The 20,963-nt window shown below is 74.3% G+C and carries 21 protein-coding genes; 17 read left to right on the top strand and 4 right to left on the bottom strand.

The genetic code is table 11. The features are described 5' to 3' along the window. Positions 1 to 90 precede the first annotated feature (90 nt). The 9 genes from LEP48_RS11710 (at position 91) to LEP48_RS11750 (ending at position 8,812) form a co-directional block, all read left to right on the top strand. A complete protein-coding gene (locus LEP48_RS11710; RefSeq protein WP_225565769.1) occupies positions 91 to 1,014 on the top strand; it encodes a ribokinase in 924 nt (307 codons plus the stop codon). Between the two features lie 54 nt (positions 1,015 to 1,068). After that, the gene (gene kynA / locus LEP48_RS11715) at positions 1,069 to 1,953 is read left to right on the top strand and encodes a tryptophan 2,3-dioxygenase (RefSeq protein ID WP_225565770.1); all 885 of its coding nucleotides are present in this window, start codon (positions 1,069 to 1,071) and stop codon (positions 1,951 to 1,953) included. After that, complete coding sequence (locus LEP48_RS11720) at positions 1,950 to 2,915, top strand: amidohydrolase family protein (protein WP_225565771.1); 966 nt, start codon at positions 1,950 to 1,952, stop codon at positions 2,913 to 2,915. Before kynA ends, LEP48_RS11720 begins: the two co-directional genes overlap by 4 nt. After that, entirely contained in the window at positions 2,912 to 4,237 is a 1,326-nt protein-coding gene (kynU, locus tag LEP48_RS11725; RefSeq protein ID WP_225565772.1) for a kynureninase, read from the top strand. Before LEP48_RS11720 ends, kynU begins: the two co-directional genes overlap by 4 nt. Further along, a complete protein-coding gene (locus LEP48_RS11730; RefSeq protein WP_225565773.1) occupies positions 4,234 to 5,208 on the top strand; it encodes a PaaX family transcriptional regulator in 975 nt (324 codons plus the stop codon). The genes kynU and LEP48_RS11730 overlap by 4 nt, the downstream gene beginning before the upstream one ends. Before the next feature lie 210 nt (positions 5,209 to 5,418). Then, on the top strand, positions 5,419 to 5,853 hold the full coding sequence (locus tag LEP48_RS11735) for a DUF6325 family protein (protein WP_225565774.1): 435 nt from the start codon (positions 5,419 to 5,421) through the stop codon (positions 5,851 to 5,853). Position 5,854: 1 nt separating this feature from the next. Next, entirely contained in the window at positions 5,855 to 6,217 is a 363-nt protein-coding gene (locus LEP48_RS11740; RefSeq protein WP_225565775.1) for an SHOCT domain-containing protein, read from the top strand. Positions 6,218 to 6,257: 40 nt separating this feature from the next. Next, positions 6,258 to 7,478 (top strand): cation:proton antiporter, encoded by a 1,221-nt coding sequence (locus LEP48_RS11745; RefSeq protein ID WP_225565776.1) that lies wholly within the window; start codon positions 6,258 to 6,260, stop codon positions 7,476 to 7,478. Next, positions 7,475 to 8,812, top strand: coding sequence for a chloride channel protein (locus tag LEP48_RS11750; RefSeq protein WP_225565777.1), 1,338 nt, complete (start codon positions 7,475 to 7,477; stop codon positions 8,810 to 8,812). Before LEP48_RS11745 ends, LEP48_RS11750 begins: the two co-directional genes overlap by 4 nt. Positions 8,813 to 8,830: 18 nt before the next feature. Here LEP48_RS11750 and LEP48_RS18825 read toward each other — a convergent pair whose 3' ends face one another. From LEP48_RS18825 to LEP48_RS11770, 3 genes are all read right to left on the bottom strand, one after another. Next, positions 8,831 to 9,916 (bottom strand): DinB family protein, encoded by a 1,086-nt coding sequence (locus LEP48_RS18825; RefSeq protein WP_308010018.1) that lies wholly within the window; start codon positions 9,914 to 9,916, stop codon positions 8,831 to 8,833. 85 nt (positions 9,917 to 10,001) lie between these two features. Continuing rightward, on the bottom strand, positions 10,002 to 10,760 hold the full coding sequence (locus LEP48_RS11765) for a uracil-DNA glycosylase (RefSeq protein WP_308010019.1): 759 nt from the start codon (positions 10,758 to 10,760) through the stop codon (positions 10,002 to 10,004). A gap of 124 nt (positions 10,761 to 10,884) precedes the next feature. After that, the gene (locus tag LEP48_RS11770) at positions 10,885 to 11,394 is read right to left on the bottom strand and encodes an aromatic ring-opening dioxygenase LigA (RefSeq protein WP_225565778.1); all 510 of its coding nucleotides are present in this window, start codon (positions 11,392 to 11,394) and stop codon (positions 10,885 to 10,887) included. A gap of 268 nt (positions 11,395 to 11,662) precedes the next feature. Between LEP48_RS11770 and LEP48_RS11775 the strand changes: the two genes are divergently transcribed. From LEP48_RS11775 to pdxS, 8 genes are all read left to right on the top strand, one after another. Next, entirely contained in the window at positions 11,663 to 11,839 is a 177-nt protein-coding gene (locus LEP48_RS11775; RefSeq protein WP_225565779.1) for a hypothetical protein, read from the top strand. A 168-nt stretch (positions 11,840 to 12,007) separates the two neighbouring features. Next, positions 12,008 to 14,026, top strand: a complete 2,019-nt coding sequence (gene thrS / locus LEP48_RS11780; RefSeq protein WP_422723835.1) for a threonine--tRNA ligase — start codon at positions 12,008 to 12,010, stop codon at positions 14,024 to 14,026. A gap of 29 nt (positions 14,027 to 14,055) precedes the next feature. Continuing rightward, positions 14,056 to 14,631 (top strand): HIT family protein, encoded by a 576-nt coding sequence (locus LEP48_RS11785; protein ID WP_225565780.1) that lies wholly within the window; start codon positions 14,056 to 14,058, stop codon positions 14,629 to 14,631. Then, on the top strand, positions 14,631 to 15,344 hold the full coding sequence (gene pgsA / locus LEP48_RS11790) for a phosphatidylinositol phosphate synthase (RefSeq protein WP_225565781.1): 714 nt from the start codon (positions 14,631 to 14,633) through the stop codon (positions 15,342 to 15,344). Before LEP48_RS11785 ends, pgsA begins: the two co-directional genes overlap by 1 nt. Further along, a complete protein-coding gene (locus LEP48_RS11795; RefSeq protein WP_225565782.1) occupies positions 15,344 to 16,330 on the top strand; it encodes a phosphatidylinositol mannoside acyltransferase in 987 nt (328 codons plus the stop codon). The genes pgsA and LEP48_RS11795 overlap by 1 nt, the downstream gene beginning before the upstream one ends. A 5-nt stretch (positions 16,331 to 16,335) precedes the next feature. Next, positions 16,336 to 17,550: a glycosyltransferase family 4 protein gene (locus LEP48_RS11800; protein WP_225565830.1), complete on the top strand. Its 1,215-nt coding sequence runs from the start codon at positions 16,336 to 16,338 to the stop codon at positions 17,548 to 17,550. Further along, positions 17,547 to 18,131: a hypothetical protein gene (locus LEP48_RS11805; protein ID WP_225565783.1), complete on the top strand. Its 585-nt coding sequence runs from the start codon at positions 17,547 to 17,549 to the stop codon at positions 18,129 to 18,131. The genes LEP48_RS11800 and LEP48_RS11805 overlap by 4 nt, the downstream gene beginning before the upstream one ends. A 125-nt stretch (positions 18,132 to 18,256) precedes the next feature. Further along, positions 18,257 to 19,171, top strand: a complete 915-nt coding sequence (pdxS, locus tag LEP48_RS11810; protein ID WP_225565784.1) for a pyridoxal 5'-phosphate synthase lyase subunit PdxS — start codon at positions 18,257 to 18,259, stop codon at positions 19,169 to 19,171. A 70-nt stretch (positions 19,172 to 19,241) separates the two neighbouring features. Here pdxS and LEP48_RS11815 read toward each other — a convergent pair whose 3' ends face one another. Beyond that, a complete protein-coding gene (locus LEP48_RS11815; RefSeq protein ID WP_225565785.1) occupies positions 19,242 to 20,786 on the bottom strand; it encodes an alpha/beta hydrolase in 1,545 nt (514 codons plus the stop codon). Positions 20,787 to 20,963 lie beyond the last annotated feature (177 nt).

A 20,963-nucleotide genomic window follows, 5' to 3' on the forward strand; every position in this document is an offset into this window, starting at 1 on the left:
CGGTATCCCCGCGGCACGGTCCACCCGGTGCCGTCCGGCTCGGTATCGTCCGACTCGGTACCGTCGGGAGCGACGCGCAAGGAGGTGCCCGTGACGCGAGGGCGAGTGGTCGTGGTCGGGTCCGCGAACGTGGACCTCGTGGTCGACGTGCCACGCCATCCGGGGGCGGGCGAGACGGTCTTGGGCGGCCGGCTGCGCCGCAGCCCGGGCGGCAAGGGGGCCAACCAGGCCGTGGGGGCCGCGCGGGCCGGGGGCGCGGAGACCTCCTTCCTGGGAGCGCTCGGCCGGGACGAGGGCGCCGACCTGCTGCTCGTCTCGCTCGGCAGGTCCGGGGTGCGCACCGACCTCGTCTGGCGTCCCGACGCCCCGACCGGCACGGCCCTGATCACCGTGTCGCCGGACGGCGAGAACGCGATCGTCGTCGCGCCCGGGGCGAACTCGCACCTGGTGGTCGCCGAGCCGCAGGCCCGTCGTATCGCCGCGGCAGACGTGCTGCTGGCCCAGCTGGAGATCCCGGTCGACGTCGTCCTGGCCGCGGCGGCGGCGCGGCGACCGGGGGCCCTGCTGGTGCTCAACGCGGCACCGTCGCAGGCCCTGCCGGACGACCTGTGGGACGCCGTCGACGTCCTGGTCGTCAACGAGCACGAGGCGGCGGACCTGGCCGACGACCCACCGCCGTCACGCGGCGGGGATCCCGAGGCCCTCGCCGGCGCGCTGCTGGCGAGGGTGCCCGCGGTCGTCGTCACGCTCGGGGGTGCGGGCAGTCTGGTGGCCCGCCGCGGCCTGGCGCCGGTGCGGGTGCCCGCCTTCGAGGTCGACGTCGTCGACACGACCGGCGCGGGCGACGTCTACTGCGGCGTGCTCGCCGCCGCCCTGGCGCAGGGAGAGGACCTGGCCGGCGCCGCGTTCCTGGCGGCGGCCGCCGGTGCGCTGGCCGTGACCCGGCGTGGCGCGCAGGACGCCGTGCCCGCGACGTCTCAGGTCGCCGCCCTCGCGCGGACCGGCGCGGGCTGACGGCTATTGCAGTCCTCTGACGGTCGGCAGGATCCTGCAGTATCGTCGTCACCCATGGAGCACCCCACGCGTCCGGCGGGCGATCGCGGCACCGGGACGAACGAGCGCGAGCTCGAGGCGGAGATCGTCACCGACCTGCGCGACCAGATGACGTACGGCTCGTACCTGCGCCTGGACCGGCTGCTGTCGGCGCAGACGCCGGTGAGCAGCCCCGTCCACCACGACGAGATGCTGTTCATCGTCCAGCACCAGACCACCGAGCTGTGGCTCAAGCTGGTGCTGCACGAGCTGCTCTCGGCGCGCGAGCTGCTGGCCGCCGACGACCTGCCGGCGGCCCTCAAGCGGATCGCGCGCGTCAAGCACATCCAGCGGACGCTCACCGAGCAGTGGTCCGTGCTCGCCACCCTGACCCCGAGCGAGTACGGCGAGTTCCGCGGCGACCTGGCCAACGCCTCCGGCTTCCAGTCGTACCAGTACCGGGCCGTGGAGTTCCTGCTCGGCAACAAGAACAGCCGGATGCTGCGGGTGTTCGACGCCGAGCCGCCCGCCCAGGAGGTGCTGCGCCGTCTGCTGGAGGAGCCGAGCGTGTACGACGAGTTCCTGCGCTACCTCGCGCGCCATGGTCACGCCGTCCCGCAGCGTCTGCTGGACCGCGACGTGACGCACGCCCACACCCACGACGACGACCTGGTCGAGGTGTTCCGGGCCGTCTACGCCGACCCGCAGGCGCACTGGTCCGCCTACGAGGCGTGCGAGGAGCTCGTGGACCTGGAGGACAACTTCCAGCTCTGGCGGTTCCGCCACCTGCGCACCGTGCAGCGCATCATCGGCTTCAAGCGTGGCACGGGCGGCTCGTCGGGCGCCGCGTTCCTGAAGAAGGCGCTCGACCTGACGTTCTTCCCCGAGCTGTTCGCCGTGCGCACGGAGCTCGGCGCGTGATGACCACCTCCCTGCCGAGGCGCGTCCCGCGCTCCCGCGTCGTCGACGGGGGATTCCTGCTGCCGGGCTTCGTCGACGCCCACGTCCACCTGGGTCTCGTCGACGCCGCCGAGGGCCCGGCCGCCCTGCGCGCGGGTGGGATCGCCGGCGTGGACGACCTCGGCTGGGACCCGGCCGTCGCGACGGGCTGGCTCGGCGCCCCCGGTCTGCCGCACGTCCGGGTCGCGGGCGCGTTCCTGGCCGCCCCGGGCGGTTACCCGGCGGACCGCCCGTGGGCGCCGCCGTCCGCCGTCGTGCCCGTCGCCTCGCCCGAGGAGGCAGAGGCGGCCGTGGCTCGCCAGACCAGGTGCGGTGCCTCGTACGTGAAGGTCACGCTGCACACCGGCGGCCCGCTCCTCGACGACGCCACCCTGGCCGCCGTGGTCCGTGTGGCGCGGGCGCGCGGCGTCACCGTCGTCGCGCACACGGAGGGCCCGGGCCAGGTGGTACGCGCACTCAAGGCGGGGGTCGACCGGCTGGCCCACACGCCGTGGACAGAACGCCTGCCCGACGCCGTCGTCGAGGAGGCCGCCGTGCGCCAGGTCTGGGTGAGCACCCTGGACGTGCACGGCTGGGGGGCGCCCGACGCACGGCAGGAGGAGCAGCGCGAGACCGCGCTCGACAACCTGCGGCGCTTCCACACGGCGGGAGGCGCCGTCGCGTACGGCACCGACCTCGGCAACGGCCCGCTGCCGGTGGGCCTGAACGTGCGCGAGCTGCGCGCGCTGTGCGCCGCGGGCCTCGAGGTGCCGGCGGTCCTTCGCGCCCTGACCTCCCGCCCCGTGCGCGGCCTGGCGACCTTCGTCCCCGGCGCACCGTTCGACGCCTCCACCGGCATCGACGAGCTGACCGAGCGTCTGGCCGACGCGACCGTCGTCGTCGACCCCGCCCGCACCCCACCCCCGCAGGAGGACGCACCGTGACCAGCGACCAGATGCCGCCCACCGTCGACGTCACCGGCACGCCCGCCGAGACCTTCGCGCCCGCCGAGACCTTTGCGCCGGGCGAGCCCGTCGACCCGGCGGGACGCGCCGCCGCGCTCGACGCGGCCGACCCGCTCGCGGCGTTCCGCTCCGAGTTCGTCGCCTCCGACGACGTGGTCGCCTACCTCGACGGCAACTCGCTCGGCCGCCCGACGAAGGCCGCTGCCGCGCACCTGGCGCGGTTCGCCGCCGACGAGTGGGGCGCCCGGCTGATCCGCGGCTGGGACGAGTCCTGGTATGAGCTGCCGCTCACGCTCGGCGACCGGATAGGCCAGGTCGTGCTCGGCGCGGCGCCCGGGCAGACGTTCGTGGGGGAGTCCACCACGGTGATCCTCTACAAGCTGGTCCGCGCGGCGCTGGACCTGCCCGCGGTCGCGGGCCGCGACGAGATCGTGGTCGACGCCGGCAACTTCCCGACGGACCGGTACCTGCTCGAGGGCATCGCCGCGGAGCGCGGCAAGACGCTCGTGTGGCTGGACCCGGCGAGCGTGGCGGGCGTCGGCCCGGACGACGTCGCGGCCGTGCTGAGCGACCGGACCGCCCTCGTGCTGCTCAGCCACGTCGCCTACCGGTCCGGGTACCTCACGGACGCCGCCGAGGTCACGCGCCTGGCGCACGACGCGGGCGCGCTCGTGCTCTGGGACCTGTGCCACTCCGCCGGGTCGGTGCCGCTCGCGCTGGACGACTGGGGCGTGGACCTCGCCGCCGGCTGCACATACAAGTACCTGGGCGGCGGGCCCGGCTCGCCGGCGTTCGGGTACGTGCGCGCTGACCTGGTGGACCGGCTGCGCCAGCCGATCCAGGGCTGGATGGGCGCCGACGCGCCGTTCGAGATGGGCCCGTCGTACACGCCGCACGCCGGGATCCGCCGCTTCGTCTCGGGCACCCCGATGATCACGTCCATGCTCGCGACCGGGCACATGCTCGACCTCGTCGAGGCGGCGGGCACGGAGGCGATCCGGGCCAAGTCGGTGCTGCTCACCGAGCACGCGCTCGACCTCGTCGACGAGCTCCTCGTGCCGCGGGGGGTCGAGGTGTCCACGCCGCGCGACGCCGCCCGGCGGGGCTCGCACGTGACGATCGACCACCCCGACTTCCAGGCGGTCGTGGCCGAGCTCTGGGAGCGGGGGGTCATCCCGGACTTCCGGCGCCCGCACGGCATCCGCCTCGGGCTGTCGCCGCTGTCCACCTCGTTCGACGAGGTGCGCCTCGGGGTCGAGGCGATCCGCGACGCCCTCGTCCGCGGCGGGTCCGCGGGGTGACGGTGCCGGCCGCGGGTCCGGGCGTCCCCGTCGGCCCGGAGCCGGTGGCGGGACCGAGGGCCGTGGCCGGCGCCGGGGCGGTGCTCGACGACGTCGAGTCCCGGCCCGGCAGCGCGACGTCGCTGCTGCGCACGATCGTGGGGGCGTACCTGCACCACGCGGGCGGCGGCACCGGCGGCACCGAGGCCATCGAGGTCATCGAAGGCATCGCCGCAGCCGACCTCGTCGCCCTGCTGGGCGAGATGGGGGTCGGCCCGTCGAGCGCACGCGCGGCGATCTCGCGGGTCAAGTCGCACGGTCTGGTGCAGGCCGTGCGCGTGGGTTCCCGTCCGGGGTACCGGGTAGCACCCGGCGCCGTCCCGATGCTCGAGCGCGGCGACCGGCGCATCTTCTCCTACCGGCAGCAGTCGGAGGACGATCCGTGGTGCCTCGTCTCGTACACGGTCCCGGAGCCGCGCCGCGCCGCGCGCCACCAGCTGCGCCGGCACCTCACGGGGATCGGCTGCGGGCGGGTCGCCACCGGGCTGTGGATCTGCCCCGCGCACCTGGCCGGCGAGGTCGAGGAGATCCTCGCCGTCCTCGGGCTGCGCGACGCCGCGACGCTCTTTGTCACCGGCACCCCGCGCACGCCCGGGCCCTTCGCCGTCGCCGCCGAGCGCTGGTGGGACCTCGACGGCCTCGCCGCGCGCCACCGGGAGTTCCTCGCCCGGCACGACGTCGGCCGTACGCCCCGGGCCCCCGGATCGCTGCCCGGGGTCGACGCCGGGTCGGAGGCCCGGCCGCGCGAGGCGTTCCTGCGATGGACGCGCGTGCTCGACGACTGGCGGCCCATCCCGTACCTCGACCCGGGCCTGCCTCCGAGCGCGCTGCCCGGCGCCTGGCCGGGCCGGCGGAGCGTCGAGACGTTCGCCCGCCTTCACGCCGAGCTCGCGCCGGCCGCGCACCGGTACGTCGGCTCCGTCGTCGGCTGATCCCGAGCACCGGAGCGTCCGGGCGGCGTGGCGCCCGGCGAGCGGATCCGTCGCGCGAGTGGGAAGGTGACGGCATGACCGGCACGGCGACCCCCCGGCGCGACGGAGCCCACGGCGTCCTCGGCTGCCGTCCGGGCACGCCCGCGGGCTACGGCCGCGGTGCGGGACCGATCGGATCCTTCCCCCACTCGCTCGACCGAGAGGCAGGACATGGCAACCAGCGGCCCCGTGGAGCTCGTGCTCATCGAGTTCCCACGCAGCGACTTCAAGGGTGAGATCGTCGCGGAGCTCGGCAGGCTCGTCGACGCCGGCACCGTCGACGTCCTCGACGCGCTCCTGATCCGCAAGGCGGCGGACGGCGCCGTCGAGTGGCTCGAGGCGACGGAGGGCGGCGACGACGAGCTCGCCCGGATCGTGGGAGAGCCCGCCGGGCTGCTCGCGGCCGACGACGTCGACGCCGTCGCCGAGGACCTGGCTCCCGGCTCCGCCGTGGGCATGCTGGTGTTCGAGCACTCCTGGGCGCGGGGGCTGTCCGCTGCGGTCGCCGGAGCCGGCGGCCGGATGCTCGACTGGACCCGTGTGCCGGCCGAGGCGATCGACGAGCTCACCGCCGGCCTCACCGGGACGACCGAGAAGGAGAGCTGACATGCCCCCCATGCGACGGATGGGCCGGCCCGGACTGATCGGGACGATGGCACGTACCGCGGTCATCACGGGCACGGCGAACGCGACCAGCCGGGCGATGAACCGGCGGGCCGCGTCGCGCGACGAGCAGCGCTACGCGGCGGACCAGTACCAGGCGCAGCAGCAGGCCGCGCAGTACCAGGCGCAGCAGCAGGCACAGCAGGCGCAGCAGCAGGCGTTCCCGCAGCAGCAGGCCGCGCAGGTGGGCACGGGGCCGGCGCAGGACGACCTCATCGCCCAGCTCACGAAGCTCGGCGATCTCCGGTCGGCGGGGGTCCTGTCCGACGCCGAGTTCGCCGCCGCCAAGGCCAAGCTGCTCGGCTGACCGGCGCAGGGTCCACCGTGAGCTGCGAGGGGGGTGACGGTTGGACCTCGAGACCGTGACCATGCTGACGGTCGTCGCGCTGGCGGCGGTCGTCGCGCCGTTCGTCGTCGACCGCCTGGAGCCGGTCGTGCGCCTCCCGTCGGCCGTGGTCGAGATCCTGCTCGGCATCCTTCTCGGCCCGCTGCTCCTGGGGCTCGTGCACGAGAGCCCGGTGATCGACGCGATGGCCGACCTCGGCCTGGCGTTCCTCATGTTCCTCGCCGGGTACGAGATCGAGTTCGCGCGCATCCGCGGCGGCCCGCTGCGCACGGCGGCGTCGAGCTGGGTCGTCTCGCTCGGGCTCGGACTGGGTGTCGGCGTGCTCCTCGCGGGGGCCGAGGCCGGTCTCGTCGTCGGGCTCGCCCTGACGACGACGGCGCTCGGGGTGATCCTGCCGATCGTGCGCGACGCCGGGGCGACGGGCACGCCGTTCGGCGACCGGGTGCTCGCCGTCGGCACCGTCGGGGAGTTCGGCCCGATCCTCGCCATCGCCTTCGTGCTCAGCGGGCAGCGTCCGGCGAAGACCGTGGTGGTGCTCCTGATCTTCGCCGCGCTCGCCGTCTACGGCGCCTTCCTGGCACGCAAGCCCCGCCACCCGCGTCTCGGGCGGGTGGTGACCGCCACCCTTGGGACCAGCTCGCAGGTCGCGGTGCGGCTGTGCGTCCTCGTGGTGGTCGCGATGTTCGCCCTGGCCCTGGGACTGGGCCTCGACCCCGTGCTCGGCGCGTTCACGGCGGGCATCCTCGTGCACCTGTTCCTGGGATCCAGCGACCCGCTCGAGTCGAAGGTCGTCGAGTCGCGGCTCGAGGGCATCGGGTTCGGGTTCCTCATCCCGATCTTCTTCGTCATGAGCGGCGTGACGCTCGACGTGCAGGCGATGCTCGCGGACCCGCGGGTCCTGTGGACCGTGCCGGTCCTCGTGGTGCTGTTCCTCGTGGTGCGGTGCGTGCCGACGTTCCTGTTCCACCGGCGTGCGCTCGGCCGTGCGGACGCGCTCGCGCTCGGGCTCATGTCGGCCACGGCGCTGCCCCTGGTCGTCGTGATCACCACGGTCGGCACGACGGTGGGCATGCTGCCCGAGTCCCACGCCGCCGCGCTGGTGACGGCGGCCATCGTGTCCGTCCTGGTGTTCCCGGTGGCGGCCGAGACCGTGCGTCGCCGGGCGATGCCTGCCGCACCCGCCGGGGGCGGGTCGTCGACGAACCAGGAGGTACAGGGATGACGGACCCGACCGAGGACGGTACCCGGCCTGCGACCATGCCGGCGGGCCGCGGGCTGCTACGGCTCCTGGGACTGTCGGCCGCTCTGGGCGTGCCCGTCTCGCTGGCGTCGTTCGCCTTCCTGGCCCTGCTGCACGAGGCGACGGGTCTGGTGTGGGAGGACCTGCCCTCGGCGTGGGGACTCGCCGAGGTGCCCTGGTGGTGGCCGCTGCCGTGGCTCGCGGTCGGCGGCGTCGTCGCGGGGCTCGCGATCCGTGCGCTGCCCGGTCACGGCGGGCACGTCCCCGTGGACGGGCTGAGCCTGGGGCCCGTGCCGGCGTCGTACCTGCCGGGCATCCTGCTCGCCGCCCTGGCGGGCCTCCCCGTCGGCGCGGTCCTCGGGCCCGAGGCCCCGCTGCTGGCCCTCGGCGCGGGGCTCGCCCTCGTCCTCGTGCGCCCGTGGGACGCCTCGCTCGACGACCCGGCGCGCCAGGTCCTGGCGGTGGCCGGCTCTGCGGCCGCGCTGTCGGCCATCTTCGGCAGCCCGCTCGTGGGCGCGGTGTTCGTCGTCGAGGCGGCGGCGATCTCCGGGCTCGCGGGGGCGCGCCTGACCACCGTGGTGCTGCCGGCGCTGCTCACGGCCGGCATCGGGGCGCTCGTCTTCACCGGGATGGGGATCTGGACGGGCCTCGGGATCGCCTCCCTGGCGCTGCCGGAGCTCGACGCGCCCGTGCGACCCGACCTCGCCGACCTGCTGTGGACCGTGCCGCTGGCCGTCGTCGTCGCCGTCGGGGTGCGGCTCGTGCACCGGCTCGGCGCCGCCGTCGCCCGTCGGGCGTCCGCCCGGCCCTTCGCGGGGGCCGTCGCGGGGGCGCTCGCGGTCGCGGTGTGCGCCTCGGGCTACGCCCTGGTCACCGGGCGTTCCCCGATGGAGGTGGCGCTGTCAGGGCAGGAGCTGCTGGGGCCGCTGGCCTCAGACCCGACGGCCTGGGGCGCCGGCGCGCTCGTGGCGCTCCTCGCGTTCAAGGCCGTCGCCTACGGGGTGTCGCTCGGCACGCTGCGCGGCGGCCCCATCTTCCCCGCGGTGCTCCTGGGTGCGGCGGCGGGCGTGCTCGTCGCCCCGTTGCCCGGGTACGGGATGGTCCCGGCGCTCGCGGCCGGGATGGCGGCGGCGACGGCCGCGACCCTGCCGTTCCCGGTGTCGTCGGCCGTGCTGGTGGTACTGCTGCTGGGCAGCTCCGCGCCGGCGATGGCACCGACCGTGCTGCTCGCCGTCGTGGTCGGCTACGTCACGGAGCAGTACCTGCTGCGTCCCCGCCGCGAGGCGCGTGCGGCACGCGAGCGACGGCCTGCCTGACCCTGGGTCCGGCCGCCGTCACTCCCCGCTCGCGCCGTCCAGTGCCTCGCGGAGCAGGTCGGCGTGGCCGTTGTGGCGGGCGTACTCCTCGATCAGGTGCACCAGGATCCAGCGCAGGCTGAAGGCACCCTCGCCGGCGCGCCGGGACTCCCGTGCGGACGTCCGCTCCAGGCCGCCGCCCGCCGCGATCGCGGCCTCGAGGCGCCGGTCCGAGTCGGCCACGGCGGCGTCGAGCAGTGCCAGGAGCTCGGCCGGCGAGTCGTCGGCGGCGGAGTGGAACTCCCAGTCGCCGTCGGCGTCCCAGTCGACGGTGTCGAAGGGCGCGAGCGGGGCGTCGCCGTCGAACACCTCCGCGATCCAGCTCGACTCGACCAGCGCGAGGTGCTTGAGGAGGCCGCCGAGCGTCAACGAGCTCGGCGGGTGCGGTGTGCGCAGCTGCTCGGCCGTGAGCCCGGCGACCTTCCAGCGCAGCGTGTCGCGGTGGTAGTCGAGGAACCCTCGGAGGGTCGTCGTCTCGTCGGCCCGCACCGGGGGGTCGACCCGGTGGTCCTCGGGGCTGGGCCGTGCCGGGCGGGCGAGCCGGTACGCGCCGGCGTCGAGCGCCGAACGTACCGCGGCGGCCGTCGCGGAGGGTTCCTCGTCGCTCGTGTCGCGGGCGTGCGTCTCGAGGTCCCCCAGGTCGGCGAAGGCGGCGTGCATGCCGCGCACGGCGTCCGGGTCCCGCAGCTCGGCGTCGGTGCGCCCGGTGGCGCGCGCCAGGGTGGTCTCCAGGCCCGGGCGCAGGACGACGTACGCCAGGTCCCAGCCCTCTCGTGCGGCAGCGTCGCGGAACGGGGGCAGGAACCACGGGCCCACCACGCCGTCCACCACGACGTCGTAGCCACCTCGCGCGTACGCGCTGACCGCTCCCACGAGCGCGGCGGCGACCGTGTCGTTCTGCCGCTGGGAGCCGGTCAGGTACGGCGGGACGAAGCCGGTGGCGATGGACCGGTAGAACGTGTCGCTCGTCAGGTTGACGGTGGGCGTCGCGACGTCCGCCGTCAGGAGCGCGGCGACGGTGGTCTTGCCGGCGCCCGGGGGGCCGGTCAGGAGTGTGACGGTCATCCGGCCGACGGTACCGGTCGGTATGTCGTGGCGGGAGGGAAATTCGGGCCGGCCGGCCCGGCGGTCGGTGGCGGGCCGGCTCCGCTCAGCCGGCCGCGAGCGCCCGTGCACGCTCCAGCACGGCGTCGATCATGACCGGGGTGAGACGGCCGGTGAAGGTGTTCTGCTGCGAGACGTGGAAGCAGCCGAGCACGGTGAGCACGGCGCCGTCCTCGCCGGTGCCGCCGGCCCGGCCGAGCGTGACCTCCGCGCCGTGCGCGAACCGAGGTCGCGGACGCGGCACGTCCCAGCCCTGCTCGTCGAGCGCGGTGAGCAGGGCCCGCCAGCCGATCGCGCCCAGGGCGATCGCCACCCGGACCCCGCTGCCCGCGAGCTCGAGCTCGCGGGCGAGGTAGGGCGCGCACCGGCGCAGCTCGTCGGGCGCGGGCTTGTTGGCCGGGGGAGCGCAGCGCACCGGGGCGGTCACCCGGATACCCTGCAGCGCCAGGCCGTCGTCGGCCGAGACCGACGTGGGCTGGTTCGCGAAGCCGGTGCGGTGCAGCGCGGCGAACAGGAAGTCGCCGCTGCGGTCCCCGGTGAACATGCGGCCCGTGCGGTTGGCCCCGTGCGCGGCAGGCGCCAGGCCGACCACGACGACGGCCGCCTGCGGGTCGCCGAACCCCGGGACCGGGCGGCCCCAGTAGCGTTCGTCGCGGAACGCGGCCCGGCGGGCGGCGGCGACCTCCTCGCGCCAGGCGACGAGGCGTGGGCAGGCGCGGCAGTCGACGAGGTGGTCGTCGAGCGCTGCCAGCGTCGGGGCGCGCCGGGCGGCGGCGGGGTAGTCGGGAGACGCGGGATCGAGCACGCCACCATCCTGCCCTGTGCCGTGCGAGGGCGCGCCGGCCTGCCCTGGCGCACGCAGAGACCGAGGCCCCCGCTGCGGGGAACCTCGGTCTCGGTGCTTCGTCTGGGGCGTCAGACGGCGGGCGTCAGACGGCGGGCGTCAGACGGCCCGAGGCCTCGGCCCGGGCGGGGGCGGTGGTGCTGGTGTCCGCGGCCACGGTCGCGGCGGCGGGCTCGGTGCCGAGGCGACGGAGCGACCAGCCGATCAGGCCGAAGAGGACGCCGAGACCCATGACCAGCGCGGCGACGCCGTAGGCGACGACCGAGGTGAAGAGCGAGGCCCGCAGGAACGAGGCGTTCATCGCGGTGGCCCGCAGCGGGTCGTCCTTGCCGAGCTCGGCGTAGGTCTGGCCGCCGGTCGCCTCGAGCGCGTGCTTGTCGATGATCTGGGCCTGCGCGAACGCGGAGAGCGGGCCGTCGACGGTGTCGCCGGGCAGGAACGAGGAGTCCTCGGCGACCGTGATGTTCTGCGCGTCGAGCTGCGAGCTCACGGTGGCCCAGGTGACACCCCCCGCTGCGATCATCGCGACCCCGGCGACCAGCGCCAGGGCGCCGATGGTCCGGACTGGACGGTGCGTGCTGCGGGTGGTGGTCATGGTCCCCTCCGAGGTGCGGTCGCGGGTGTCGCGACGGCTGCTTCGGCGCCAGGTCCGGCGCGTGACTCAATGGTAAGACCACAGGCTCTGACCAGGCCACCCATTGCTTGTGAAATGCTTCACATGCACGAGGATGCCGGCGCGGCCGAGGTCCGCCGCCGCCGACGTCGTCGACGGGTCGCGGGTGGCGCCGACCGCTGGTTGGCTGGGGACGTCCCACAGGACCAGCGGCGCGCGTCGGGCGCGCCGGAGCGACAGGAGGCACGTGATGGCGAGGAACACCCCGGAGTCGTCCGGTCTGGACGGGCTGATCGCGAAGGCGAAGGCCCTCGCCACCGACGAGAACCTGGACAAGGCCGCCGACGCCATCAAGAAGGTCGCGCCGGACAAGGTCGACCGGCACGTCGACAGCGCGGCGGAGCAGGCCAAGAAGTACAACGACTGACCCGCCGCGCGCGGGCGGGCGCCGGGTCGCGCGGCGGTTCTCGTCGCCGCGGGCGCGGCCAGGTCGGTACCATCGAGGGGCGTCACCCCGGGTGGCGCCCCTCGTCGCGTCCCGACCCGGCGAGTGCGCAGCACCGACCTCCTTCCCGACGAACCTAGGAGCACGCACGTGTCCGACGTCGCCCCGCCGAACCACCCGAACCCCGACGACCGGAACAGTGCCGGGGCGATCACGGTGACGGCGCCGACGACCGGCACCGAGCTCTTCGCCGACCGCCGCGAGGTGGTCGTCATGCGGGTGGACGGCGCCCTGCTGGACCTCTCGACCCCGCTCGCCGAGGGCACCGTCGTCGAAGCCGTGACGATCGACTCTCCCGACGGCCTCGCCGTGCTGCGCCACAGCGCCGCGCACGTGCTCGCCCAGGCCGTCCAGCAGGTCAACCCCGACGCCAGGCTCGGCATCGGCCCGCCGATCACCGACGGCTTCTACTACGACTTCGACGTCGCCACGCCCTTCACGCCGGAGGACCTCAAGGCCCTCGACAAGGCGATGGCGCGGATCATCCGGGAGGGCCAGACCTTCCGGCGCCGGGTCGTCACCGAGGACGAGGCGCGTGCCGAGCTCGCCGACGAGCCGTACAAGCTCGAGCTCATCGGGCTCAAGGGCGGCTCCTCGGACGAGGACGGCAGCTCCGTGGAGGTCGGCGGCGGCGAGCTGACCATCTACGACAACGTGCGCGGCGCCGGCCGCGAGAGCGAGACCGTGGTCTGGAAGGACCTGTGCCGTGGGCCCCACCTGCCCTCCACCAGGCTCATCGGCAACGGCGTGCAGCTCATGCGCTCGGCCGCCGCCTACTGGCGCGGGTCGGAGAAGAACCCGCAGCTCCAGCGTGTCTACGGCACCGCCTGGCCGTCCAAGGACGAGCTCAAGGCGTACCTCGAGCGGCTCGCCGAGGCGGAGCGCCGCGACCACCGCCGCATCGGCGTGGAGATGGACCTGTTCTCGTTCCGCGACGAGGTCGGCTCGGCGTTGCCGCTGTTCCACCCCAAGGGCGGTGTCATCAAGCGGGTCATGGAGGACTACGTCCGCCAGCGCCACATCGAGGAGGGCTTCTCCTACGTCGGCACGCCGCACATCACCAAGGAGGACCTCTTCTACACGTCGGGGCACCTGCCGTACTACGCGGACACCATGTTCCCCGCGCTCGACCTCGAGGAGGTGGGCGACCACGGGCGCTACCGCCTCAAGGCGATGAACTGCCCCATGCACAACCTGATCTTCTCCAGCCGCGGTCGCTCGTACCGCGAGCTGCCGATCCGGCTGTTCGAGTTCGGCACGGTCTACCGGTACGAGAAGTCGGGCGTCGTCCAGGGGCTGACGCGCGTGCGCGGCCTGACCCAGGACGACTCGCACTCGTACGTCACGCCGGAGCAGGCGCCCGACGAGGTCAAGCACCTGCTGAACTTCATGCTGTCGGTGCTCACGGACTTCGGCCTCGACGACTTCTACCTGGAGCTGTCCACGCGGGACGACTCCAAGCCCGACAAGTTCGTGGGCACCGACGAGGACTGGGCCAAGGCCACCGCGGTGCTCCAGAAGGTCGCGGTGGAGTCGGGTCTCGAGCTCGTGGCCGACCCGGGCGGCGCCGCGTTCTACGGCCCCAAGATCTCCGTGCAGGCGAAGGACGCGATCGGCCGCACGTGGCAGATGGGCACCGTGCAGTACGACTTCAACCAGCCCAAGGGGTTCGGCCTGGAGTACACCGCACCGGACGGCACCAAGCAGCAGCCCGTGATGATCCACTCGGCCAAGTTCGGCTCCATCGAGCGGTTCATGGGCGTGCTGATCGAGCACTACGCGGGGCTGTTCCCCGCCTGGCTGGCACCGGTCCAGGTGCTCGCCGTCCCCGTCGCCGAGGCGTTCGACGGCTACCTCTCCGACGTCGTCGCACAGCTCAAGGCCCAGGGGATCCGCGCCGAGATCGACCTGTCGGACGACCGGTTCGGCAAGAAGATCCGCAACGCGGCCAAGGTCAAGGCACCGTTCGTGCTCATCGCGGGCGGCGAGGACGTGGAGGCGGGCGCGGTGTCGTTCCGGTTCCGCGACGGCACCCAGGAGAACGGCGTGCCCGTCGCCGAAGCGATCGAGCGCATCGTGGCGGCCGTGCGCGACCGGGTCCAGGTCTGAGCGGGCCGGCGCATGGCCTCGGAGACCAGATGACACCGCAGGACACGGTTCCGGCGGGCGACTTCGGCCCGCCGCAGGACGGCATGCAACGGCTCTGGACGCCGCACCGCATGGTCTACATCGGCGGGCAGGACAAGCCGGCCGACGGCTCGGTGGCGCAGTGTCCGTTCTGCCGCATCCCCGCGGGCGACGACGAGGCGGGCCTCGTCGTCGCCCGCGGGCGCGAGTGCTACGCGGTGCTCAACCTGTACCCGTACAACTCCGGGCACCTCATGGTGCTCCCGTACCGGCACGTCTCGGGGTATGTGGAGCTCAGCGTCACGGAGACCACGGAGCTGGGGCAGATGACGCAGGCCGCCGTCCGGGCGCTGCAGGCGGTCTACGCCCCGGCGGGCTTCAACATCGGCATGAACCAGGGCGACGTCGCCGGGGCGGGCATCGCGGCACACCTGCACCAGCACGTCGTGCCGCGGTGGCTCGGCGACGCGAACTTCCTGCCCGTCGTCGCGCAGACCAAGGCGCTGCCCGAGCTGCTGGCCGACACCCGGGCGCGCCTCGCCGCCGCGTGGTCCGACGCCGCGGCCCAGCCCGGGGAGGGCCGCTGATGTTCGGTCGCCTGCGAGCCGCGATGCAGCGGCTGTTCACCCCGCCCGCCCGCCTGCTGCTGCGCTGGGGCGTCTCCCCGGACGCGGTGACGGTGGCCGGCACCGTCGTGGTCAGCGCTCTCGCGCTGAGCCTGCTGCCCACCGGCCATCTGCTGCTCGGTGGTGTCCTCATCGGGCTGTTCGCCCTCGCGGACTCGCTCGACGGCGTCATGGCACGTCTGTCCGGGCGGTCGGGGCCGTGGGGCGCGTTCCTCGACTCGACGCTCGACAGGATCTCCGACGGCGCGGTGTTCGCGGGGCTCACCCTCTGGTTCGTGCTGCACCCCCAGACCCCGTTCGCGACGTGGGGCACCGTGGCGTCGCTCGCCTGCCTGGTGCTGGGCTCCGTGGTGCCCTACGCCCGCGCCCGGGGCGAGAGCGTCGGCGCGAACGCCGCCGTCGGCATCGCCGAGCGCACGGACCGGCTCGTGATCGCCCTCGTCGCGGTCGCCTTCACGCAGATCGGCCTGCCCTGGGTCGTGTCGGTGTCCGCGCTGAGCCTGCTCGCCCTGGCGAGCGCGATCACCGTCGTGCAGCGGGTCCTGACCGTCCGCACGCAGCTGCTCGCGCGTGCCCCCGGGTCGGCTGCTGCACCGCCGTCGGGCCCCGCGCGGCCCGGCGACCCTGCTCGCCCCGGCAACCCTGCTCGCCCCGCCGACCCCACGGAGGCCTGATGGGCGCCCGCCCGTCGATCGACATCGCCACGCTCTACACCTTCGCGTGGCGTCACGCCCCGAAGATCCCGGAGCCGGTGCTGCGGGCGGCGTTCACCGTCGTCGCGGACCTCACCTGGCTGCGCCGCACGTCCGGGGTGCGCCGGCTCGAGGCCAACTACGCCCGCGTCCGGCCCGACCTGGACACCCGGGAGCTGCGCCGGCTGTCCAGGTCGGGCATGCGCTCGTACATGCGGTACTTCCGGGAGGCGTTCACGCTGCAGGGTGCGACGCCCGAGCAGATCACCGCCCGGGTCCGCGTGGAGGGCGCCGAGAACGTCGTGCCGAATCTGCGTGCGGGCGGTGCGGCGTCCCTCGCCCTGGCGCACCTGGGCAACTGGGACCTGGCCGGGGCCTACGCGACGCCGCACCTCGCCCCGGTGCTCACCGTGGCCGAACGGCTCCGGCCCGAGGCGCTCTTCACCGAGTTCGTCGAGTTCCGCCGCTCGATCGGCATCGAGGCGCTCCCGCTGGGCGACGCGGACGTCTTCCGCCGGCTGGTGCGCGGTGCAGCGGCCGGTGGCATCCTCGTGCCCCTGCTGGCCGACCGCGACCTCACCGCCAAGGGCATCGAGGTGGACCTGTGCGGGCATCGTGCCAGGGTCGCCGCGGGTCCGGCCATGCTGGCGCTCACCGCGAACGTCCCCCTCGTTCCCGTGGGGGTCACCTACGAACGCCTCGCCGGTGCCCGGCGCCGCGCGGCCGGCACGCCGTGGGGCGTCGTGCTGCGGTTCTACCCCCAGGTTCCCGTGCCGGACGTGACGACGCCTGCCGGCAGGCCGGACCGGCGCGCCCAGGCCGCTCGGATGACCCAGGGGTGGGTCGACGCCGTGTCGCGCAGCATCGTGGAGAGCACGCAGGACTGGCACATGCTGCAGCGGGTGTTCGTCGACGACCTGGACGCCGAGCGGTACGCGTCGACGCGTGAGGAGGCGGGGAAGCCATGAGGCGGCTGCGCGTGGGGATCGTGTGCCCCTACTCGTTCGACGCGCCCGGCGGCGTGCAGTTCCACGTGCGCGACCTCGCCGAGGCGCTGCAGGAGCTCGGGCACGAGGTCTCGGTGCTGGCGCCCGCCGACGAGGACACCCCGGTGCCGCAGGTCGTCACGCCCGCGGGCCGTGCGGTCGCGGTGCGGTACAACGGCTCGGTCGCCAGGCTCGCCTTCGGCCCGCGGGCCGCCAGGCGCGTGCGCCGCTGGCTCGAGGCGGGCGACTTCGACGTCGTGCACCTGCACGAGCCCATGGTGCCCAGCCTGTCGATGCTGGCCCTGTGGCTCGCGGAGTGCCCCGTGGTCGCGACGTTCCACACCTCCCAGGCGCGCTCCCGCGCCCTGCAGGTGGCGCACCCGCTGCTGCGCCAGTCGCTGGAGAAGATCGCGGCCCGCATCGCCGTCTCCGAGGACGCCCGGCGCACCCTGATCGACCACATGGGCGGCGACGCCGTCGTGATCCCCAACGGCGTGTACGTCGACGTCTTCGCCGCCGCGGGCGCCGAGTCCCGCTGGCAGGGCACCGCCGACGCGCCGACCATCGCGTTCCTCGGGCGCCTCGACGAGCCCCGCAAGGGCCTCCAGGTGCTCGCCTCGGCCGCGCCAGCCGTCCTCGAGCGGTATCCCGGCGCGCGGTTCCTCGTCGCGGGCCGTGGCGACGACGGCCGGGACGCCGCGATCGAAGCCCTCGGTGCCCGTGCCACCTCGTTCGAGTTCCTCGGGGGCGTGAGCGACGCGGACAAGGCCTCCCTGCTGGCCTCGGCCGACCTGTACGTCGCCCCGCAGACCGGCGGCGAGAGCTTCGGCATCGTCCTGGTCGAGGCGATGAGCGCCGGCACCGCCGTCGTCGCGAGCGACCTCGGGGCGTTCCGCCGGGTGCTCGACGACGGTGCGGGCGGCCGGCTGTTCCGCACCGGTGAGCCCCAGGACCTCGCGCGGGTGCTCGTCGAGGCGCTCGGGGACCCGGTGGGGACGGCCGAGCGCCGCGCGCGTGCGAGCGCGTTCGTCCAGCGGTTCGACTGGTCGGTCGTCACGCGGCAGGTGCTCGCCGTCTACGAGATGGCGCTCGCTGCCGGCGAGGCGATCGGGGTGGACGGGATGCCGGACGCCGTCACGGCGGCCGACGACCGGACGGGCTGGCGCCGCGCCCTCCGGCCGGGAGGAGGTGAGGGCGCATGACCTGGTCCGAGCTCGCGCTCGTGGTGCTCGTGGCGGCGGCGGTCGTGGTCTGGCTCGCCTGGGTGTCGGCCTCGCGGCTCGACCGGCTGCACCGCAAGGTCGTGGCGTCGCGCATCGCGCTCCAGGCACAGCTGACGCGGCGCGCCGGGGCGGCGATCGACCTGGCCTCCTCCGGGCTGCTGGACCCGGCCGGGGCCGTGCTCGTCGCGGACGCCGCGTTCGCGGTCGTCGACGCGGCCGAGGCGCCCGACCCGGGCGCCGAGCTGGCCCTGGACGGGCTCGGCCCGTCCCGGGAGCGCGCCGAGAGCACGCTGACGATCACGCTGCGCTCCGCCCTGGACGACGAGGAGGCGCTGCGCGAGCTGCGGGAGTCGACGGACGGCGCCGAGCTCGTCGGCAACCTCGGGGCGGCCTGGTACCGCGCCCAGCTCGCCCGCCGGTTCCACAACGAGGCCGTGGCCCAGGCGCAGCGGGCCCGCCGCACCTGGTACGTGCGGCTGCTGCACCTGACGGGGCGCGCGGGCGTGCCGCAGACGGTCGAGCTCGACGACCAGATGCCGGACGGGCTCGACCACTCCTGACCGCCTACGGCCGAGCGCGCCGGAGCCGGGGACTGCGAGGAATCCGGGCGTGCGCGCGCGACCGTAGGATGGAAGAGGCGCGGCAGCGGCCGCGCCTTCGACCCACGACACGAGCGAGGCCACAGTTGAGCGAGACCACCGGTACTGGCACCCACGTCGGCGAGGTGGGCACCGCCCGCGTCAAGCGAGGCATGGCGGAGATGCTCAAGGGCGGCGTCATCATGGACGTCGTCACGCCGGAACAGGCGAAGATCGCCGAGGACGCGGGCGCCGTCGCCGTCATGGCGCTGGAGCGCGTCCCCGCGGACATCCGCTCGCAGGGCGGCGTCGCGCGCATGAGCGACCCGGACATGATCGACGGCATCATCGAGGCCGTCTCGATCCCGGTCATGGCGAAGGCGCGCATCGGGCACTTCGTCGAGGCCCAGGTGCTGCAGTCCCTCGGCGTCGACTACGTCGACGAGTCCGAGGTGCTCACGCCCGCCGACTACGCGAACCACATCGACAAGTGGCAGTTCACCGTGCCCTTCGTCTGCGGCGCCACCAACCTCGGCGAGGCCCTGCGCCGCATCACCGAGGGTGCCGCGATGATCCGCTCCAAGGGCGAGGCCGGCACGGGCGACGTCTCGAACGCCACCACCCACATGCGGCAGATCCGCGACCAGATCCGCCGGCTCACGTCGCTGCCCACGGACGAGCTGTTCGTCGCGGCGAAGGAGCTTCAGGCACCGTACGAGCTCGTCGCGGAGGTCGCGCGCACCGGCACGCTGCCGGTCGTGCTGTTCACCGCCGGCGGCATCGCGACCCCGGCCGACGCGGCGATGATGATGCAGCTCGGCGCGCAGGGCGTCTTCGTGGGGTCCGGCATCTTCAAGTCGGGAGACCCGGTGGCCCGCGCCAAGGCGATCGTCCAGGCCACGACGTTCCACGACGACGCGGACGTCGTCGCCAAGGTGTCGCGCGGGCTGGGCGAGGCCATGGTCGGCATCAACGTCGAGGCGGAGCCGGCGCCTGTGCGCCTCGCGGAGCGCGGCTGGTGACGGCCTGCTCCTGGCGCTGACGCGAGGGCCCCACGGACACGCCGTCCGCGGGGCCCTTGGTCGATCACGATCATCGCGGGGCGGCGTCGGTGCAGTAGACCTTCTCGTCCGGCAGCCGTCCGGTGGTCAGGAACGTCACCGTCGCCTCGTCCACGCACGTGGAGCCCTGGCCGTAGACGTCGTGCCCGCCGGCGTCCGCGCCGACGAAGGCTGCTCGCCGGCCGAGGACCTGGTGCAGCCCGAGGCCGTCCTCCCACGGTGTGGCGTTGTCCCTGCGGTTCTGCAGGATCAGCGTGTTGCGCGGCCCCGTGCCGGTCACGCGCACGGGCTCCTCGATCGGCTCCGGCCAGAACGCGCAGGCCCAGATGTTGGCCGGCATCCCCGCGCTGAGCGGCCAGGCCGCGCGGTCCTCGGCGGTGCGGCGCGCGTACTCGCCGACGTCGTCGGACCAGCGCGCGTCACCGCAGGTCAGTGCCAGGAACATGGTGGCCTGGTTGTCGGCCGGCACCCCGGGTGTCGCCGGCGGCGCGGCGAACACCTGCTGCAGCACCTGGCCGTCCGCCTCGGTGAGCGTGCCGTCGGCCAGCCCGGCGGCGGCCTTCCAGAACTGCGTCAGCGCCGGGAGGGACTCGTCGTGCAGCAGAAGGCTGTAGGTGACGGTGCGCAGCATCGAACCCGTCAGGGCCAGTGACGTGCCGGGGAAGGTTGCGGGGGTGCGGTCGAGGCGGTCGGCGAGCGCGAGGTACGTCTCGGTCACCTCGTCTGCGGTTCGGCCCAGCCCGAGCGTGGCGTGCTGCGCCGCGGCGACCCTTGCCGCGTCACCGAAGCGTTCCGACATGGCCTTGCCCCAGTTGTCCTTCGCGCCGGCCCAGACCTTCGTGGGGTCGACGTTGCCCTCGAGGACGACCCGGTCGGTGCGCGCCGGGAACAGGGACAGGTACACGGCGCCGAGGTACGTCCCGTAGGACTGACCCCAGTAGGAGATCTTCTCCTCGCCGAGCGCCGCGCGGACACGGTCCATGTCGCGGGCGGTGTTGGCCGTGGTGAAGTGGCGGAGCTTCTTGCCGGCGTTCGTCTCGCACCGTTCGGCGTCGGCGCGTGCGTGGTCGACGTTCGCGTCGATCGAGCCGTCCGCGGCCGGGTACGGGAAGAGGCCGGCGAGAGACGGGTCGTCGAGGCCGCAGCTCTGTGGGGTGCTGTGCCCGACCCCGCGCGGGTCGAGACCGATGAGGTCGTAGGCCGCGAGCACCGACCGCGGCAGGGTCGGCGCGACGTCGCCCGGTCTGTCCAGGCCCGGCAACGCGGGGCCACCCGGGTTCAGCAGGAGGACGCCGCGGCGGTCGCTGGACGTCGCTGCCGGCAGCTTCGAGACGGCCACCTCGATCATCTCGCCATCGGGGTCCTCGTAGTCGAGCGGGACGTCCAGCGTTCCGCAGACGAGCCTGGGGTCGCGAGTGGCCCCCTCGGCCGGCGTCGGACACGCGCCCCAGGCGATGTGCGACGTGGCGGGCGTCGCGGCGACGACCGGTGGTGCTTCCTCGGCCGGTGCCCCCACCCCCGGGGTGGGGGCGCAGGCCGCCACCGCGGCGACGGTGAGTGCCGCGGCGATCACCACGCCGGGGAACCTTCGGGGGATACCGGCTTCCGCTGACCGTTGCGTCGTCGTCAAGATTCCTCCAGCTCGCTGCGTCCGCGACGTGGTGACGCCGCTGCCCACGAAGCTATGGGAGGCCTCGGCGCCACGAATCCCCCTGGTGGGGGCAGTTTCCGTCGTCCTCACGGGGGATGGCCG

The sequence above is a fragment of the Isoptericola luteus genome, assembly GCF_020297055.1.
GTDB classification, from domain to species: domain Bacteria; phylum Actinomycetota; class Actinomycetes; order Actinomycetales; family Cellulomonadaceae; genus Isoptericola; species Isoptericola luteus.